Annotated in this window: 17 protein-coding genes; 11 read left to right on the forward strand and 6 right to left on the reverse strand. The window is 58.5% G+C overall.

The features are described from left to right. The first annotated feature begins 53 nt into the window (after positions 1 to 53). The 8 genes from Q0864_RS00355 to Q0864_RS00390 all read left to right on the forward strand — a co-directional run bounded on the left by Q0864_RS00355 (position 54) and on the right by Q0864_RS00390 (position 9,215). Complete coding sequence (locus tag Q0864_RS00355) at positions 54 to 2,102, forward strand: acetyl/propionyl/methylcrotonyl-CoA carboxylase subunit alpha (protein ID WP_298564976.1); 2,049 nt, start codon at positions 54 to 56, stop codon at positions 2,100 to 2,102. Positions 2,103 to 2,104: 2 nt separating this feature from the next. Beyond that, entirely contained in the window at positions 2,105 to 3,667 is a 1,563-nt protein-coding gene (locus Q0864_RS00360; RefSeq protein WP_298564978.1) for a hypothetical protein, read from the forward strand. A gap of 83 nt (positions 3,668 to 3,750) precedes the next feature. Next, positions 3,751 to 5,877, forward strand: coding sequence for a methylmalonyl-CoA mutase (gene scpA / locus Q0864_RS00365; protein ID WP_298564979.1), 2,127 nt, complete (start codon positions 3,751 to 3,753; stop codon positions 5,875 to 5,877). Between the two features lie 66 nt (positions 5,878 to 5,943). Then, the gene (locus Q0864_RS00370) at positions 5,944 to 6,561 is read left to right on the forward strand and encodes a VOC family protein (protein WP_298564981.1); all 618 of its coding nucleotides are present in this window, start codon (positions 5,944 to 5,946) and stop codon (positions 6,559 to 6,561) included. Continuing rightward, a complete protein-coding gene (locus tag Q0864_RS00375) occupies positions 6,558 to 7,031 on the forward strand; it encodes a GNAT family N-acetyltransferase (RefSeq protein WP_298564982.1) in 474 nt (157 codons plus the stop codon). The genes Q0864_RS00370 and Q0864_RS00375 overlap by 4 nt, the downstream gene beginning before the upstream one ends. Positions 7,032 to 7,136: 105 nt before the next feature. Beyond that, on the forward strand, positions 7,137 to 7,817 hold the full coding sequence (locus Q0864_RS00380; RefSeq protein ID WP_298564987.1) for a molecular chaperone DjiA: 681 nt from the start codon (positions 7,137 to 7,139) through the stop codon (positions 7,815 to 7,817). Next, entirely contained in the window at positions 7,817 to 8,833 is a 1,017-nt protein-coding gene (locus tag Q0864_RS00385) for an endonuclease/exonuclease/phosphatase family protein (RefSeq protein WP_298566135.1), read from the forward strand. Before Q0864_RS00380 ends, Q0864_RS00385 begins: the two co-directional genes overlap by 1 nt. Before the next feature lie 37 nt (positions 8,834 to 8,870). Further along, the gene (locus tag Q0864_RS00390; protein ID WP_298564989.1) at positions 8,871 to 9,215 is read left to right on the forward strand and encodes a hypothetical protein; all 345 of its coding nucleotides are present in this window, start codon (positions 8,871 to 8,873) and stop codon (positions 9,213 to 9,215) included. 18 nt (positions 9,216 to 9,233) lie between these two features. Here Q0864_RS00390 and Q0864_RS00395 read toward each other — a convergent pair whose 3' ends face one another. From Q0864_RS00395 to Q0864_RS00410, 4 genes are read right to left on the reverse strand one after another with little or no spacing between them, the layout of a single operon-like run. Further along, entirely contained in the window at positions 9,234 to 10,793 is a 1,560-nt protein-coding gene (locus Q0864_RS00395) for a Ppx/GppA family phosphatase (protein ID WP_298564991.1), read from the reverse strand. Between the two features lie 50 nt (positions 10,794 to 10,843). Further along, complete coding sequence (locus Q0864_RS00400; RefSeq protein WP_298564993.1) at positions 10,844 to 13,042, reverse strand: RNA degradosome polyphosphate kinase; 2,199 nt, start codon at positions 13,040 to 13,042, stop codon at positions 10,844 to 10,846. 41 nt (positions 13,043 to 13,083) lie between these two features. Further along, entirely contained in the window at positions 13,084 to 13,776 is a 693-nt protein-coding gene (locus Q0864_RS00405; protein WP_298564995.1) for a DnaA/Hda family protein, read from the reverse strand. After that, on the reverse strand, positions 13,776 to 14,861 hold the full coding sequence (locus Q0864_RS00410; RefSeq protein WP_298564997.1) for an AI-2E family transporter: 1,086 nt from the start codon (positions 14,859 to 14,861) through the stop codon (positions 13,776 to 13,778). The genes Q0864_RS00405 and Q0864_RS00410 overlap by 1 nt, the downstream gene beginning before the upstream one ends. A 174-nt stretch (positions 14,862 to 15,035) precedes the next feature. Between Q0864_RS00410 and Q0864_RS00415 the strand changes: the two genes are divergently transcribed. From Q0864_RS00415 to Q0864_RS00425, 3 genes are all read left to right on the forward strand, one after another. Then, entirely contained in the window at positions 15,036 to 15,224 is a 189-nt protein-coding gene (locus Q0864_RS00415; protein ID WP_298564999.1) for a hypothetical protein, read from the forward strand. Between the two features lie 257 nt (positions 15,225 to 15,481). Next, positions 15,482 to 16,834, forward strand: coding sequence for a proline--tRNA ligase (gene proS, locus Q0864_RS00420; protein WP_298565001.1), 1,353 nt, complete (start codon positions 15,482 to 15,484; stop codon positions 16,832 to 16,834). A gap of 139 nt (positions 16,835 to 16,973) precedes the next feature. After that, the gene (locus Q0864_RS00425; protein ID WP_298565002.1) at positions 16,974 to 17,459 is read left to right on the forward strand and encodes a DUF2937 family protein; all 486 of its coding nucleotides are present in this window, start codon (positions 16,974 to 16,976) and stop codon (positions 17,457 to 17,459) included. A 5-nt stretch (positions 17,460 to 17,464) separates the two neighbouring features. Here the strand turns inward: Q0864_RS00425 and Q0864_RS00430 are convergent, their stop codons facing one another. Both Q0864_RS00430 and purE read right to left on the reverse strand, forming a co-directional pair. After that, positions 17,465 to 18,541 (reverse strand): 5-(carboxyamino)imidazole ribonucleotide synthase, encoded by a 1,077-nt coding sequence (locus tag Q0864_RS00430; protein WP_298565003.1) that lies wholly within the window; start codon positions 18,539 to 18,541, stop codon positions 17,465 to 17,467. Continuing rightward, on the reverse strand, positions 18,534 to 19,022 hold the full coding sequence (gene purE / locus Q0864_RS00435; RefSeq protein WP_298565005.1) for a 5-(carboxyamino)imidazole ribonucleotide mutase: 489 nt from the start codon (positions 19,020 to 19,022) through the stop codon (positions 18,534 to 18,536). Before purE ends, Q0864_RS00430 begins: the two co-directional genes overlap by 8 nt. Positions 19,023 to 19,066 lie beyond the last annotated feature (44 nt).

Consider the following 19,066-nt stretch of genomic DNA (forward strand, 5'->3'; position numbering starts at 1 on the left):
TCGCGTGGTGGTTCTGTCCACCGCGCCCACACATGAACGGAAAGGGACAGGACATGTTCAAAAAGATCCTGATTGCAAACCGGGGCGAAATCGCTTGCCGCGTGATCAAGACCGCCCGAAAGATGGGTATTCAGACGGTGGCCATCTATTCGGATGCCGACAAGCATGCGCTTCATGTGAAGATGGCGGACGAGGCCGTTCACATCGGTCCACCGCCTGCCAACCAATCCTATATCGTCATCGACAAAGTCATGAAGGCGGTCAAGGAGACCGGCGCCGAGGCCGTTCACCCCGGTTATGGCTTTCTGTCCGAGAACTCCAAGTTTGCCGAGGCATTGGCGGCGCAGAATGTTGCGTTCATCGGCCCGCCGGTCGGTGCGATCGAAGCGATGGGGGACAAGATCACCTCGAAAAAGATCGCTCAGGACGCGGATGTGTCCACGGTGCCGGGCTATATGGGCTTGATTGAAGACGCCGAAGAGGCGGTCAAGATTTCGAACCAGATCGGCTATCCGGTGATGATCAAAGCCTCCGCTGGTGGCGGCGGTAAGGGGATGCGGATCGCGTGGAATGACGATGAAGCCCGCGAGGGGTTCCAGTCGTCCAAGAACGAGGCTGCTTCGTCCTTCGGTGATGACCGCATCTTTATCGAGAAGTTCATCACCCAACCGCGCCACATCGAGATTCAGGTTCTGTGCGACAGCCACGGCAATGGGATTTATCTGGGCGAGCGTGAATGCTCGATCCAGCGTCGCCAGCAAAAAGTTGTCGAAGAAGCGCCAAGCCCGTTCTTGGACGAAGCAACCCGCAAGGCGATGGGCGAGCAGGCCGTCGCGCTTGCGCAGGCAGTGGATTATGCCAGTGCCGGCACGGTGGAGTTCATCGTCGATGGCGACAAGAACTTCTACTTCCTTGAGATGAACACGCGGTTGCAGGTGGAACACCCGGTGACCGAGCTGATCACCGGCGTCGATCTGGTCGAACAAATGATCCGCGTGGCGGCCGGCGAGAAATTGTCGATCAGCCAGAAAGATGTGACCCTGAACGGCTGGGCGATTGAAAACCGTCTATATGCGGAAGACCCCTATCGCGGCTTCTTGCCTTCGATCGGTCGGTTGACGGCGTATCGACCACCTGCTGAACAGGCCGCCGGGCCGCTGCTTGAGAACGACAAGTGGCAGGGGGATGCGCCGAAAGGCAAGACCGTCGCTGTGCGCAATGACACAGGCGTATTCGAAGGCGGCGAGATCTCGATGTATTATGACCCGATGATCGCCAAGCTTTGCACGTGGGCCCCGACCCGTGATGAAGCCATCGAAGCGATGCGCGTCGCACTGGACAGCTTCGAGGTTGAAGGCATTGGCCACAACCTTCCGTTCCTGTCTGCGGTGATGGATCACCCGGTCTTTATCAAGGGCGACATGACCACCGCATTCATCGAGGAACAATATCCCGACGGGTTCGAAGGCGTGGCCTTGCCGAAAGACGCGTTGAAGAAAATCGCGGCCTCTGCTGCCGCGATGTATCGGGTTGCAGAAATCCGGCGCACCCGCATCACTGGCCGGATGGACAATCACGAACGCAAGGTTGGCAAACGCTGGGTGGTTTCGCTGCAAGGCGAGGATTTTGCACTGAAAATCAAGGCGGACAAAAAGGGGTCCACGGTCAAGTTCGAAGACGGCACAAAGCTGCGCGTTGCGTCGGACTGGACGCCCGGTGACAGCCTTGCCCGCCTCAAGGTCAACGACGAACCCTTGGTGCTTAAGGTGGACAAGATCACTTCGGGTTTCCGCATGCGGAGCCGGGGTGCGGACCTGGCGGTTCATGTGCGCACCATCCGCCAGGCGGAACTGGCCCGGTTGATGCCTGAAAAGATTGCCCCAGACACGTCGAAGATGTTGCTATGCCCGATGCCGGGCCTGATCGTGAAGCTTGCCGTTGAGGTGGGCGAAGAAGTGCAAGAGGGACAATCCCTGTGCACCATCGAAGCCATGAAGATGGAGAACATTCTACGTGCTGAAAAGAAGGGTGTCGTGACCAAGATCAATGCGTCTGCGGGTGATAGCCTCGCGGTCGACGAAGTGATTATGGAATTCGAATAAAGATGACGATAGCGACCAGCGCCGTGTCTGACCGGAGCCATTCGGTTCCGTTGATGGCCGCCCTCGCGGCGCTGGTCGTGTTTTCTGCACTTCAATACTGGGCTTTTGTCATCGCAGGGCGGTTTGAATACCCGATGGACGATGTCTATATCCACCTCGCTATGGCGGATGGCATCGCTGCTGGTGGCTACGGCGTGAACGCGGGCGAATTTGCCTCGGCCGCGTCTTCGCCACTTTATCCCTTTTTGCTGGCACCGTTTTCCGGGTTTGAGGTCCAGCGCTATATCCCGCTGTTGATCAATACTCTGGCGCTGGTGGCGTCAGCGGTGTTGTGGGCGCGGATCGTTGTGGATGCCCTTGGCCGCACGGGCGCGGGTTTTGTCGTTGCCGTGCTCGGATTGATCGCGCTGAACCTGCCGCAGTTGGCGATCACGGGGATGGAGCATACCTTGCATATCCTTGCCACACTGGCGGTGGTGCGGGGCATACAGCTGCTGGGCGACCGGGATCAAGTATCGGTTTTGCTGATTGCCGGAACGATCCTAGGGCCGATCATCCGCTTCGAAGCGCTGGCCATTTCGGTCGCAGCAGCGCTGTTTGTGATCTTTGATGGACGACGACGTCTTGGGGTTCTGCTTGGCGTTGCATCTGTTTTACCAGTGGCTGGCTTTATGTTTTTTCTGGCGACACTGGGGTTGGACGCTTTGCCAAACTCTGTGCTTACCAAACTTGGGGCTGGGCCGACTGTCGATGCAGGTGCCGTCGAAGCCCTCGTTGCGAAGATTGCCTTCAAGCTCAGGGGGTTGGCGCCAATTGGGTTTCTTCTTCTTCTGTTCTTGGCGGTGGTCAATCTGTTGAACGCCCGCGCAGGTATCGACCGGCGTCTTGTGCTGGTTCTGGCCGCAGCCAGCTTTGCAGGGATTGGACACCTTGCGTTCGGGCAGTTTGGTTGGATGGACCGGTACGAAATCTACATTCTGGTGTTTCTGGCATCGATGCTTGTTGTTGCCGCCGGGCGGCTTGAAAGTGCTCGGCGGCAAATGCTGCTGGTGGGTCTTGTTGCCGCGATGGCGATCTGTGCCGCCCAGTATGTGTCGAATACAACAAGATCATGGGTCTACGCCCCCCGTGGTATTTCATTGCAGCATCAACAGATGTCCCGGTTTGCCAAAGAATATGTGCAGGCGCCTGTGGCGGTGAATGACCTTGGCTTGGTGGCTTGGCGCAACCAGAACTATGTGCTGGATCTTTGGGGGCTTGCCTCAAGCGAGGCGTTGCAGACCCGCCGCAGCAGGCCCAAGCCGGGCTGGGGACAGGCCCTTGTTGAACGCGCGCAGGTTGACCTTGTCATGATATACGATTCGTGGCTTGCCGATGCGGTCGCTGCGAACTGGGTGCGCCTTGGGTCTTTGGAAATCTCGCAGCCCATGGGTGATTTGATCTTTGATCCTGTGACTTTTTACGCAACGCGCCCAGAGGCGCAGGCAGACCTGACCGAAAAGCTCGAGGCTTTTGTGCCGACGCTCCCTCAAGGCGCGCGGTTCGAATATGCCTCTGCCGACTAAAACAACCATGCCCGCCTAGGTGGGTGTAGACCCGGATATGCCCATTCCAGATATTGGGCCGACAGACCGAAAGGGAATATGTGATGAGCGATACAGCCAAGTGGAAAGAACTGGCCGAGAAGGAACTTCGTGGCCGTGCGCTTGATGACCTGACGTGGAACACGCTGGAAGGGATTGACGTGAAGCCGCTTTACACAGCGGACGACACGCGGGATCTGGACCACATGGGCACGCTGCCCGGTTTCGGCCCGTTCACCCGTGGTGTGAAGGCCACGATGTATGCAGGGCGACCTTGGACGATCCGGCAATATGCGGGCTTCTCGACCGCCGAGGAATCAAACGCTTTCTATCGCCGCAATCTGGCCGCCGGTCAGCAGGGCGTGTCCGTCGCCTTCGATCTGGCCACGCACCGGGGCTACGACAGCGATCACCCTCGTGTGGTGGGCGATGTGGGCAAAGCAGGCGTGGCGATCGACTCGATCGAGGATATGAAAATCCTGTTTGACGGCATCCCACTCGATAAGGTGTCGGTTTCGATGACGATGAACGGGGCGGTGATCCCGATCCTTGCGAACTTCATCGTGGCGGGCGAAGAGCAGGGCCATGACAAAGCGCTTCTGTCGGGCACCATTCAGAACGACATTCTGAAAGAGTTCATGGTGCGCAATACGTATATTTATCCGCCGGAACCGTCGATGCGGATCATCTCGGACATCATTGAATACACGTCGAACGAGATGCCGAAATTCAACTCGATCTCGATCTCCGGCTACCACATGCAGGAAGCGGGCGCGAACTTGGTGCAGGAGCTGGCCTATACGTTGGCTGACGGTCGTGAGTATGTGCGTGCAGCGATCGAGGCTGGCATGGACGTCGACAAATTCGCGGGCCGGCTGTCCTTCTTCTTCGCCATCGGCATGAATTTCTTCATGGAGGCCGCGAAACTGCGCGCCGCCCGGACGCTTTGGCACCGTGTGATGACCGAGTTTGATGCGAAGTCCGACCGCTCAAAAATGCTGCGCACGCACTGCCAGACCTCGGGCGTGAGCTTGCAGGAGCAAGACCCCTATAACAACGTGATCCGCACGGCATACGAAGCCATGTCAGCAGCCCTTGGCGGCACGCAGTCGCTGCACACCAATGCGCTGGACGAAGCGATTGCGCTGCCCACTGACTTTTCAGCCCGGATCGCGCGCAACACGCAGATCATCTTGCAAGAAGAAACCGGCGTGACGAACGTGGTCGATCCGCTGGCGGGGTCATATTACGTCGAGGCGCTGACCGACGAGCTGATCACCAAAGCGTGGACCTTGATGGAAGAGGTCGAAGAGATGGGCGGCATGACCAAGGCCGTGGCCAGCGGAATGCCCAAGCTGCGGATCGAGGAATCGGCCGCCAAGCGTCAGGCTATGATCGACCGCGGCGAAGAAACCATCGTCGGTGTGAACAAGCACAGATTGGAAAAAGAAGACCCGATTGACATTCTGGACGTGGACAACGTGGCCGTGCGCGAAAGCCAGATTGCACGCCTTGAAAAGATCCGCGCAACACGGGACAGCGCGGCCTGCGAGGCTGCTTTGGCCGAACTGACCCGTCGCGCGATGGAAGGCGGCAACCTGTTGGATGCTGCCGTTGAAGCCGCGCGCGCGCGCGCAACTGTCGGAGAGATTTCTATGGCTATGGAAAAAGAATTCGGCCGCCACCGCGCCGAAGTGAAAACGCTGGCCGGTGTCTATGGCGCCGCTTACGAAGGCGACGAAGGCTTTGCCGCGATCCAGAAGTCGGTCGAAGACTTCGCCGACGCCGAAGGCCGTCGCCCGCGTATGTTGGTGGTGAAGATGGGCCAGGACGGCCACGACCGGGGCGCCAAGGTGATCGCCACGGCTTTTGCCGATATCGGTTTTGACGTGGACGTTGGCCCGCTGTTCCAAACGCCGGAAGAGGCTGCACAGGATGCCATCGACAACGATGTGCATATCGTGGGCATCAGCTCGCAAGCTGCCGGTCACAAGACGTTGGCCCCGCAATTGGTGAACGCGCTGAAAGAGCAGGGCGCCGAAGATATCATCGTCATTTGCGGTGGGGTCATTCCGCAGCAGGACTATGACTTCCTTTACAAAAACGGTGTGAAGGCGATCTTTGGGCCGGGCACAAACATCCCCGAAGCCGCGCAAGATATCCTGAAACTGGTGCGCACGGCGCGAGACTAACTGACAAGACACTTGCGGCTGGCGGCTTTTCCCGCCAGCCTCATCCCAGACCAAAAGGAGATACATTTGGCGCTGGGAGAACTAGATCACCTTGTGGTGTCCTCCGCGACCCTTGCGGAAGGCGTCGCGTTCATCGAGAAGCTGCTTGGCGTGCCCATGACAAGGGGCGGAGACCACCCCCTTATGGGCACCCACAATGCGCTGTTATCGCTGGGGCCGTTGGCGTATCTGGAAGTCATTGCGATCAACCCCGATGCAGCCGCACCCACCCGTCCCCGATGGTTTGATCTGGACTATTTCACCGGTCCCGCACGGCTGACCAATTGGGCGCTACGGGTGCAAGACTTGGTCGATGCCATGCACCGTGCGCCCGAAGGTATGGGCGATATCCTGACGCTGGAGCGCGGGATCTATCAGTGGGACATGGCTGTTCCAGATGACGGGCGGCTGCCTTTTTCGGGATGCATGCCGGGGTTGCTGCACTGGAGAGGCGCCCAACCCGCACCAAACCTGCCCGACCAAGGGGTGCGTCTGACCGCCCTTGAGGTCTCGCACCCGGAAGCCGAGGCGTTGTCCGTGGCGATGGCCCCATTGGTAAGCGATAGTCGCCTTTCGGTGCATGCTGGCGACCCCGGATTGTCCGCGTGGATCGACACGCCAAACGGTTTGGTCAACCTACGATGATCCGGCCAGCCAAGGATGCCGACGCCCGTGACATCCGGGCGTTATGGAACCTCGCCATCCGCGACACATTGATCACTTTCAACAGCGTTGAAAAATCACTGGATGAGGTGCGCGGCGCGATCCACGATTATGATGCTTTTGTGGTGGCCGAAAGCGACGGCGTGGTGCTGGGCTATGCCGCGTTTGGGCCATTTCGGGCAGGTGCCGGCTATGCCCACACGAAAGAGCATTCGATCATGCTGGCACCCGACGCGCGCGGGCGCGGTATAGGTCGTGCTTTGATGCGCGCGCTGGAGGATGAAGGCCGCGCCCAAGGTGTTCATTCCCTTATCGCAAGCGTTTCAGGATCGAACCCGGATAGCACTGCGTTTCATGTGGCGTTGGGATTCGCCCAAGTCGGGATCGTGCCAGAAGCCGGGCGCAAATTTGGGCGCTGGCACGATCTGATCCTGATGCAGAAGCGGCTTTGAATGTGCGTTTCCTTTGAAAAACTGCTTGGATAGCAGTCGGATGTAATTGGCGCGGTGATCTTGTTTTCGCTCGTTATTAAGAATTGGAGCGTGTAACAGGAAGCTATGTCGATCTGGTCCCGCATATCAGATGCGCTGTCCGCGCTTGCGAAGGGTGAAAGCCTTGCAGATGTGTTTACACATTTGCGCACGCCGCCTGAGCGGTCGGCGGGTTTTGCAATTGCTGTGATCGCTCTGGGTGCCAAGATGGCGAAGGCTGATGGACAAGTCACCCGCGACGAGGTGTCCGCCTTTCGCGAAGTGTTCACAATCCCGCAAAGCGAAGAAAAAAACGCTGCCAGATTGTTCAACCTTGCCCGCACCGATGTCGCCGGGTTCGAGCTTTATGCCCAAAAGGTTGCTGCGATGTTCGGCCCGGATGATCCCGCGCTGAGCGATCTGCTAGAGGGTCTGTTTCACATCGCGGTGGCTGATGGCGAATACCATCCGTCGGAAAATGAATTCCTGATGCAGGTCTCTGAGATTTTCGGGATGAAACCGGGCAAGTTCAAGGCGTTGCGGTCGCGGTTCGTGCCAGATGCACATCCCGATCCGTATCAGGTGTTGGGGGTCAATCCTGATACGCCAATCAAAGAAATTCGCGCGGCGTGGCGCCGTGAAGTGCGCAATTGCCACCCAGATCGAATGTATGCGCGCGGGGTCCCGAAAGAGGCCGTTAAGCTGGCCGAAAAGCGCCTGATCGCCGTCAATCACGCGTGGGAAGAGATAAACAAGGAGCGCGCTTGATACGCATCGCGACCTATAATGTTGAATGGTTCAACAACCTCTTTGATGACGAAGGGCGCCCGTTGGTGGACAACGAATGGTCCGGCCGCCAAGATGTCACCCGTCGCGCTCAGTTCAAGGCTGTTGGTGTCGTTTTCAAAGTGTTGGATGCCGATGCAATCATGGTGATTGAAGCGCCGGATCAGAACCGGCGGCGCGATACCGTTCGCGCGCTTGAGACCTTTGCCAAGGTCTTTGGTCTGCGGGCGAACAAAGCCATGATCGGTTTCGCCAACGATACGCAACAGGAAATCGCGCTGCTCTACGATCCCTATGTTTTTTCCGCGCGTCACGATCCGCGTGGTGATCTGGGTGGCAGCATTGGGCCGCGTTTCGACAGCACCTTCCAGATGGATCTGGACACCGATGCCGCACCCGAACCGATCGTGTTTTCCAAACCTCCCCTAGAGGTCGATCTGACCCACCGGCAGACTGGCAAGAAGCTGCGGTTGATCGGCGTGCACGCAAAGTCCAAGGCGCCGCATGGCGCGCGCGGCAGGGCCGAAGTGATGCGTGTCGCGATTGAAAACCGGCGCAAGCAGATGGCCCAATGTGTCTGGATCCGCCAACGTGTCGACGAACATCTGGCTGCGGGTGATCCGCTGATCGTGCTTGGGGACTTCAACGATGGTCCGGGGTTGGATGAATACGAAAAGTTATTCGGAAGGTCCGGCGTCGAAATCGTCATGGGCGAAAACGATGACGCGCAGATGTTCGACCCTCATGCGCGAATGGTATTAACCCAGCGATCGGGTGCGCGCCCGGCGTCGTCCCGGTTCTATATTGCCAAGGAAAAAAGATACCTACAGGCTTTGTTGGACTATGTGATGGTGTCGCCTGATCTGGCTGCAACCTCTCCGAGCTGGCGGATTTGGCATCCGTTCGATGACCCGGACTGCTACGGGTCGCAAGAACTGTGTGAGGCCTTGTTGACCGCATCAGACCACTTTCCGGTTTCGATAGATCTGGAGATTTAGGTCTTTTATTCGCGCCGATCACGCTTACATCAGATATATGAAACAGATTGCGAAACTCTCTGCCGTTGCGCTGGTCGCCGGGATCGGGTTGGCCCAGCCGATTGTTGCCGAAGATGCGTCGCCCGACGGGCCCGCAAACCCCCAGTTGTCGGAAGGGGCTGAGCTTCTGAACCGGGGCTTCAAACTGTTGCTTGAAGGTTTGGCAAACGAAGTAGAGCCTATGGCGGAAAACTGGGCGAAGAACTGGGCTGATCTGGTCGATCGCATGGGCGATATGAGCGTTTATCATCCGCCTGAAACCTTGCCCAATGGTGACATCATCATTCGCAGGCGGGTGCCGCTTGAGCCAGAAGACACGGAACCAAGCGAGACCGATCTTTAGACTGGACCGCGGCGGGCGTTAAAGCGCTTTGGGTGTTTGGCGGCCATTTTTCACGGCGGGCACGGCATCCAGAGCTTGGGCGAGCGCCAAGAACCGGGCTTCGGCGACTTCTCCGAACAGATCGTTCGCGCCCGGTTTCAGCGACAAAACGATCTCGCGTTTTTTAGGATACCATTTCAGCGTGGCCAATTTGGTCGGGTCGCTTACGGTGAACATGGCACCAAAGCGCATTGCTTTACCCAGAACTTCCGCCTTTGCCAGCGTTTGTTCTGGCAGAATGTCAAAGAGCGGTTCGAACCGCGATCCGTCGCGGTTGTTTTTGTAACGGTGCAGCAGAGCCAGCCCCAGAAAAATACGTTCCTCATGCGTCAGGCCACCAAGGTTGGCGCGGGTGGCGTTGTCAAAGCAGACCTCGTGGCGGTAATCGGGATGCGCGCGCCAACTGACATCGTGCAGAAGGCAGGCGGCCTTGATCAACCTAAGGTCGGCAGAGCGTGCGGATTTGAACAACGGGGATAGAAAGGCAAACAGAGCTTTGCCAAATCCTGGATTGCGGGCATCCTTCTTTTCGGCGAACAAACAGGCTTCGATCAACGGGTCGCGTTTGCGCAGACGTTGTGGCATCTGCTCGTAGAGTAACCCCTCACGGATCCCGTAAGAGCTGATCGCGATCTCTTTTGGGCGAAATTTGCGCACCAGACGTTTCAGAACCTGCGCGGCAATCGGGACCAGCGCCATGCGTGCCGCCGATGTGCCCGTGCGTTGGCGAACCGCTTCCAGATCAACCTCTTCAATCCATTTTAGGGTGGTGGCCAGCGATTTTGGCGTCATGCGATATTCATGCAGAACGGAAAGCGGATAGCCCCGGCGCTCCATGTCCAGCCGTGCGATGGCCCGCCATGAGCCGCCAACAAGGAACAGACGCTTGTGATCAGTGCCCATCTGCTCGGCCAAGTCATCAACAACTCGTGCGATCTCGGCCCGAAGCCCCTTTTTGCCGCCCGGCACGTCCACCAATTTCAATGGCCCAAGCGGAGACGTAACCCGCTTGCCAACCTGGCCTTTCGAAATGTGGGCAAGTTCCAATGAAGAACCACCGATATCACACATCAGACCGTTGGCTTCAGGCCAGCCCAGCAAAACACCCTGCGCCGAGAACCTAGCCTCTTCTTCGCCGTCGATAACGTAAAGCTCTATCCCGGTTTGCTGAAGCACTTCGGAACAAAACTCAGCCCCGTCGCTGGCTTCGCGAACAGCGGCGGTTGCGACTGCCGATAGTTGCGGCAGGTTCATGCCCTCGGCCAAAAGCTGAAAGCGTTTGATCGCGGCCAGCGCCCGTTTGCGCCCCTCTGGGTGCAAGTGTCCGGTATCTGACAGACCAGTCCCCAATCCGCACAAGATCTTTTCGTTGAAGAAATAGGCCGGACTGCGGGCAGCGCCGTCAAAGACCACAAGGCGAACCGAGTTTGACCCCACATCAACCACACCAACACGACTGAGCGCGCGGGCCGAGGGGTCTTCAAACAGCGGTCGGCCAAAAGGCCCCCAATCGTCGCCCGTTTCGCCGCGTCCATCCATGGATTATCCCTCGTTTGGTGGCCCTAGACTAGCGTTGCCCGACCCGGTGTTCAATCTTGCGAATGGGCAAGTTCCGGCACGTCAGATGCGCCTGCCGATCCTCGACCGGACAGCGATGGGTTTTCCATGAAGAACCGGTGGCAGTTGAAGGGTCGTTCGATCGAGGTCAAGTCGGCGCGCACGAATTTCCCATCAGATTGCATGACCCAGCTTTGTGCCACGTCCGCAAGGTTGGCAGCCATCACCTGACTGACAATCTGTGCCTTCACCGTCGCGTTCTTGGTTTCGACAAGTGTTTCGACGCGGCGGTTAAGGTTGCGCCCCATCCAGTCGGCCGAGGACATGTAGACACGTGCCTTTTTGGACGGTAGCCCGTGACCATTGCCGAAGCAGACGATGCGCGAATGTTCCAGAAACCGGCCAACAATGGACTTCACGCGGATGTTTTCGGACAAGCCTTTGATGCCGGGGCGAAGGCCACAGATGCCACGCACGACAAGACTGATCTTCACACCCGCCTGCGAGGCTTTGTAAAGCGCGTCGATGACGTCAGGTTCCACCAGGGAATTCATCTTTGCCCAGATTTCGGCGGGCTTTCCTTCGGCGGCAAAAGTCGCCTCTTGGTCGATCCGTTCGATCAGCGAAGATTTCAGGTCCAGTGGGGAAATGGCAAGGTTTTCAAGCGATTGCGGTTCTGCGTAGCCGGAAAGATAGTTGAACACCCGCGTGGCGTCGCGCCCCAGTGCAGGATCACAGGTGAAGAGGCTGAGGTCGGTATAAATACGCGCCGTGATGGGGTGGTAATTTCCGGTGCCATAGTGGGTGTAGGTCACCAGATCTTCGCCCTCGCGGCGCACCACGGTCGAGATTTTGGCGTGGGTTTTGTAGTTGATGAAGCCATAAACCACATGCGCGCCAGCGCGCTCCAATCGGCGGGACTGCCGGATATTGGCGGCTTCGTCAAAACGGGCTTTCAGCTCGACAAGTGCTGTGACGGACTTTCCTTCCTCGGCGGCTTCGCACAACGCAGATACAATCGGGCTGTCATGCGAGGTGCGATACAGGGTCTGCTTGATCGCAACGACATCAGGGTCACGGGCCGCTTGTTGCAAGAACCGGACCACGGTGTCGAAGGTCTCGTAAGGGTGGTGCAGCAGCATATCTTTCTGCCGGATCGCGGCGAACATGTCGCCTTCGTGGTCCTGCACGCGTTCTGGCACCCGCGGGCTGAAGCTGGGCCAAAGAAGGTCGGGGCGATCTTTCAGCACAAGCTCGCCCAGATCAGCCATGCCGATCATTCCGACAACTTCGACGATTTCTTCGTCGGTGACTTTCAGTTCCCGCTTGATCATCGACATCAGATCGGACGGCGCATTGGCAGAAACCTTCATGCGCACAACCTCGCCGCGTCGACGACGTTTCAAGGCGGTTTCAAATTCGCGCACAAGGTCTTCGGCCTCGTCCTCCAGCTCCAAGTCGCTGTCGCGCAAAATGCGGAACGCACAGCTGCCCTTTTCGACATAGCCGGGAAACAGTGACCCAAGATGTTCGAGCAATAGATCTTCGAGCGGCAAAAAGCGAAACTGCCCGTCATCCGCGGGCAACGGCACAAAACGCGCGATTTGCTGCGGGATCGGCAGCAAGGCTTTCAGCTTCTGCTTGTCGGATTTTCGCTCCAACTGCAGGGCAAGCGAAAACCCTGTGTTTGGAATGAACGGAAAGGGGTGGGCAGGGTCAATCGCCAACGGCGACAGAACCGGAAACACCTGTGACAGAAACACCTGATCCAGACGGGCACGGTCAGCATCTGTTAGGTCGTCACGCCGGGCAATCTTGATGCCCTCTTGGTCCATTTCAGCAGCCAGCGTTTCAAACACGACCTGTTGCTGCGCCATCAGCGCGCGCGCATCGGCATGGATCAGGACAAGCTGTTCGGCTGGGGTAAGCCCGTCTGCGGCAGGGGTGGTGACACCTTCGCGCACAAGTTCGCACAAACCTGCGACGCGCACGGTGTAAAACTCGTCAAGGTTGGTGGCCGAAATTGACAAAAACCTTAGCCGCTCAAGCAAGGGCACGCGGGGATTCTCGGCCTCTTCCAGCACACGCCAGTTGAACCCGAGCCAACTGAGCTCGCGATTGTAAAACCGTTTTGAGCCCGCAAAGTCGTCTGTCGGCAATTCTGTGGGCGCAGGGAAAGGCGAGGCAAGGAAATCTGCCAATGGAATCATGGGAGTCGCAGAGTTGTTCATGGGGCCACTCTATCATGTCTGCTTGTGACGGGAAGGTGACGTTATGCCTCTGGCCGATCGGGGTTGTTTGGGTGATCCAAAAGGCGCGCGGCCAAGCGGCGGGTCAGGGGGCGTGCCTCTGCAAGCGCCGCGCGGTCCAGCCGATCGACAAGCGATGCCGCTGCGGCCAGTGACCGGTCTATGCGCGGCAGCAGATAGTCGATGAGGTTGGCAGGGACTGTGATCTGGCGGTCGTCAAACAGCTTTACCAGCACCGCCGAAAGAAGCATGTCATCTGGATCTTGCAGCTGCGCCAAGGTCGTGGCTTCCATCCGGCTTTTCAGGTCGGGCAAGACAAGCCCCCAACGAGAAGGCGCGGTGTCGGCGGTCAGCAGCAAGGCCCCGCCTTCTGCCAGCACAAGGTTGTGCAGGTGAAACATTGCATCCTCTGCGGATGACCGCCCAGCAATCGTTTGCACATTGTCAACGACGACATGGCACCCGGCCAATGATGAGATGTCGGTTTCGTCCAAAGCATCGGCGTTCAGGATCACGGCCCCGGACAGTGCCGCCCAGACATGCGCCAGATGGGTTTTGCCCGTGCCCGACGCCCCCACCAGAACGAGCTTGTTGTTCGGCCAGTTCTGCCAATGCTCGATCGCGGCCATCGCGGTTGAATTGGACGGTGTGACAAGGAAGTCGTCCAAGCCCTGCGCAGGATGGGCGGGCAGGTCAAAAGTCAGCTGTCGGCTCATCAGTCCGCGTCGCCGTGGTCAGCCTCGATGCGTCCGCTAAGGCCCTGATACAGCAGACCGGCCTGATAGCGCGCGATGAAGAACCGGGCGATTACGCCGATCGCTGCTGCGACTGGAACGGCGATCAGCATTCCGACGAAGCCGAAAAGAGACCCAAAAGCGGACAGTGCGAAAAGCAGCCAAACCGGGTGCAGACCGACCGAACTTCCGACCAGCTTGGGCGTAAGAATGTTGCCCTCTAGAAACTGGCCAAGCATGAAGATCGCGGCAACGGCGCCAAGGCTCCACCAATCCCCCCAGAACTGGAATAGACCCAGCCCGATGGCGAGCGTGCCGCCGACCAGCGCGCCGACATAGGGAATGAAAGTGATCAGGCCAGCGATGAAGCCGACGACCAGGCCAAATTGAAGCCCCACCAGCATCAGCGCCACAGCGTAATAAGTGCCCAAGACGATGCAAACAGAGCCTTGCCCACGTATGAAGCTGGCAAGAGTGCGGTCAATTTCGCTGGCAATCTGGCGCACGGCCGGTGCGTGATCGCGGGGCAGCATGTTGTCGACTTTGGCGACCATCCGATCCCAATCCAACAGCAAGTAGAAGGCAACAACCGGCGTTACCACCAAAAGGATGACGATGTTGATCACGCCCATGGCGGAACTCAGCACTGTTCCGACCAGTTCGCCGCCGCGATCTTGGATCTTCTGGCCCAAGGCCTCCAGCGACTGGCGCAGCGTTGACTGCGCGTCCAGCAGCGAAGGAAACCGGTCCGTCAGGAAGGTATAGAGTTTGCTGAACAAATCCGGCGCTGCATTGGCAAGGGCCAGGCTTTGTTCAATCAGGGTCGGGATAACCAAAAGGAAGCTGATTACGAACACCATCACAGCGATGAACGTTATGATGACGGTTGCGGCTGTTCGTGAAAGCCCTGCGCTTTCAAGGCGATCCGCGACAGGGTCAAGGAAATAGGCGATTGCACCGCCAAGCACGAAGGGCAGGATCACATCGCCCAGATACCAAAGCGCCAACGCCAATACGGCAATGGCAATCGACCAGTATTTTGCTTGAGTCTGGACGGGTAGCGACATGGGGTTTCCTTGTTTGACTTCCTTCTATGTCGCGCAGCTTTGGCTGTATTACAAGGCCTCCGAAGCATGGGCGCCACAGCGCTCGGGCGCTGTTTCGCACTTGCGCGCAGTGACATGACGGGCGATCATGACGCGTCAAGCGGGCTTCAGGCTCGGTTAATCAGGGAAATGCCCATGCGGATCGTCATCGCAACCGGTCTTCTTACCGCGGCTTTGGCCGGATGCACGGGACATGATTATGAACCGCGCAAACCCGGCATCTCTTTCTCCGGCGAGGCTGGGGCTGGTGTTGTCTATCGTGACGGAGAAATTCAGCCGCACAATGAGACCAAGATTACCGTCAGCCTTGGTGGGTCCATCTGATAACATCTGGATTGCGGCGAGCGTCAGGTTGGTCTGACGCCTTTTCGGACAAGCTAGGCTTGAGTTTTGAGAAGATCGACCACCCCGCGCGTCGTTGAATGTTCTACGCGCAGCGTGGATGACGCGGCGCCGTTCTGCCAGAACCTGTGCGCCGCCTTCACGCCGGAAAGCTGGGCCTGCCGCCAAAGTATGATTGCCCCTGCAGTCGTGATGTCTTAGACCGCATGGGACGTTTTCGCGATTGATCAGAGGTCCACATGCGCCTGTCCCGCTATTTCCTGCCCGTGCTGAAAGAAACCCCATCCGAGGCGCAGATCGTCTCGCACCGCTATATGCTGCGTGCGGGGATGATCAAGCAGCAATCCGCCGGCATTTATTCCTGGCTACCGCTGGGCTTCAAAGTGCTGCGCAAGATCGAAAACATCGTGCACGAGGAACAGATGCGCGCGGGTCATATTCCGATGCAAATGCCGACCATCCAATCGGCTGATTTGTGGCGTGAAAGCGGTCGGTATGACGGCTATGGCGAGGAAATGCTGCGGATGCAGGACCGTCACGGTCGCGACATGCTGTTTTCGCCCACCGCGGAAGAGATGATCACCGATATCTTCCGCGCTCACGTGAATTCTTACAAAGACCTGCCGCTGACACTGTATCAAATCCAGTGGAAGTTCCGCGACGAAATCCGCCCGCGCTTTGGCGTGATGCGAGGCCGCGAATTCTATATGAAGGACGGCTATAATTTCGACCTGACGAAAGAGGACGCGCTGCACGCTTACAATCGTCATCTGGTCAGCTATCTGCGCACTTATGAACGGATGGGGCTGCAAGCCATTCCGATGCGCGCGGACTCAGGCCCGATCGGTGGCGACTATACCCACGAATTCCTTGTGCTGGCCGAAACCGGCGAAAGCGAAGTGTTCTATGACAGCGAAGTCACCGACCTGACCTTTGGCGACCGCGATATCGACTTTGATAACGTCGCGCAGTGTCAGGGCGTGATGGACGAATTCACCTCGCGCTATGCCCGCACGGATGAAACCCATGATGCGGCAGAATTTGACAAGGTGCCCGAAGACCGTCGTCGTGTGGCGCGCGGAATTGAAGTCGGTCAGATTTTCTATTTCGGCACCACCTATTCGGACAAGCTGGGCGCGACGGTCGTCGACAAGGACCAAAAACAAGTGCCCGTCCATATGGGCTCGCACGGGATCGGCGTCAGCCGCCTGCTGGGCGCGATCATTGAAGCCAGCCATGACGACAAGGGCATCATCTGGCCCGAAGGCGTGACGCCGTTCCACTGTGGGATCGTCAACCTGAAGCAGGGCGACGACGAGGCCGACGCGGCCTGCGAGGCGCTGTACGAGCAGCTCACCAATGCAGGGCTGGAGCCGCTATACGACGACCGAAACGAACGGGCGGGCGGCAAATTTGCGACGATGGACCTGATCGGGCTGCCATGGCGCATCACTGTTGGGCCGCGCGGGTTGAAAAACGGTGTGGTCGAACTGACCAGCCGCCGCACCGGCGAAAGCGAAGAACTGACGCCCGACGCCGCCATCGCCAAGGTGATCGAGATTTTCAAGCCGCACCACGTCCGTGGGCTCTAAGCCAGCGTAAACCAGAAAGATGCGGCGTGCCTTGGCGGGCGCGCCGTTTTCATTTCGGGTTGGCCAATTTGCGCCCCTTGACCCGGCCCGCCCTGTTTGGAACTCTGTCGGCAATGAAAAAACCGAGCAGGTGGCACAAATGATCCGAGCATTGGCAATGATCGGCGGGCTTTCAGGGGCGGTGGCGTTCAGTCAATTCCCTGAATTTTCGCAGCAATACATGCAGCGCCTTGCCGGCGCGCGCACCGAGTTGAAAGTGGTCACGGCAGGGTTCGACCTGACCGCCAAGGCGGCCGGCTACACGCGCGACGAGGCGCTTGAGAAAATGGGCGGGTCGGATTTCCAGAACAATCTGCGCGACCAGATGCAAGTGAACTTCAAGCGATTTGACCGTTTGGATGCTGCTTATACAGCGTTGAAAGGCACCGAACCGTTGGCGCGACTGGCCAAGGTCTGGCATTTCCGCGAAACGGATCTGGTCAAACGGACTTGGGACGACTTCCGGCCCGCCATACCGGTGACGGCAGACGGGTTGCTGTGCGCCGGGATCGGCTTTGTCGGTGGCTGGCTGTTGGTGTCGCTGATACTGGGCGCGTTCATGCGTCCGTTTCGCCGCAGGGTCTAGCTGCCTTAGCCCCCGGTCGTGGTGACCCGGTTGACATGCCCCATCTTGCGCCCCGGTTTCATCTCAGCCTTGCCATATAGGTGGATCGATGCGTTGCGTTCATTCGCGATGTCGGGAATGCGGGCGATGTCGTCACCAATCAGGTTCTCCATCACCACATCCGCATAGCGCGTGCCGTCCCCCAGCGGCCAACCGGCCACCGCACGAATGTGTTGTTCGAACTGGTCCACAACGCAGCCTTGTTGGGTCCAATGGCCTGAATTGTGCACGCGCGGGGCGATCTCATTCACGATCAACCCGCTTTTAGTTACGAAAAGTTCAACTCCCATGACACCAACATAGTCGAGTGCATTGAGGATCTTTGCCGCCAAAAGCACAGCATCCATGCGCTGGGCGGCGGTCAAGCGGGCAGGGACCGTGGTCGTGTCGAGAATGCCGTTCTTGTGCACGTTCTCGCCGGGGTCGAAGCAGGCGACATCGCCGCTGACACCACGTGCTGCGATGACGCTGACCTCGTGGCTGAACGTTACGAACCCTTCAAGCACCGAAGGCGCGCCTTGCATGTCTGCAAATGCGGCGTCCGCATCACTTGGCTGACTGATCCGGGCCTGGCCCTTACCATCGTAGCCAAAGCGCCGGGTTTTCAGGATCGAAGGCGTGCCAATCGCCGCAATGGCCGCGGTCATGTCACCCGCGCTTTCCACGTTGGCATAAGGCGCGACCGTTAAGCCAAGACCGGACAGGAAATCCTTTTCCGTCAAACGGTCCTGACTGACACGAAGCGCCTCGCGGCCGGGGCGGATCGGGCGGGACCGCTCCAGCACATCCAGCGCGTCGGTCGGGATGTTCTCGAACTCGAATGTGATGACATCGACAACGGCGGCAAAGGCCTTCAGCGCGGCGACATCATCATACCCGGCGGTCGTCACCGCATCCGCAACCTGGCCTGCGGGCGGGTGTGCACCGGGTTCGTAAATGTGGGTTTTGAATCCCAGCCGAGAGGCCGCGACAGACAGCATTCGGCCCAGTTGACCGCCACCAAGTATGCCGATGGTGGCGCCGGGTTTGAGCGGCTCAGACATCAGACGGCTCTTCTGGGATCGAAGCAGAGAGCGCGTCGCGCCAAGCGTCAAGCCGCAGCGCAAGATCTGGATCTGACACGGCAAGGATACCGGCCGCCATCAGACCCGCATTGGCCGCGCCCGCAGCACCGATGGCCATGGTCGCGACGGGATAGCCTTTTGGCATCTGAACGATGGAATACAGGCTATCCACACCGGACAACGCACGCGTCTGGACCGGAACGCCAACCACCGGGACACGGGTTTTCGAAGCCATCATACCGGGTAGATGGGCTGCCCCACCCGCCCCTGCGATGATCACGTGCAGTCCGCGCGTCGCGGCGGTTTTGCCATAATCCCACAAGCGGTCCGGGGTGCGGTGCGCTGAAACGATCTTGGTTTCGTAGGAAATTCCCAGTTCGTCCAGAACCGTTGCAGCCTCTTTCATGGTGGGCCAGTCGGACTGGCTGCCCATGATGATCCCAACTTTCACATCTGTCATGGTGACCTCGCGTCGCTCGCGTTTTGGAAGCCCGCTTTATAAGG

Origin of the sequence: uncultured Aliiroseovarius sp. (assembly GCF_947497285.1) — a bacterium.
In the GTDB taxonomy this organism is placed as follows: Bacteria; Pseudomonadota; Alphaproteobacteria; order Rhodobacterales; family Rhodobacteraceae; genus Aliiroseovarius.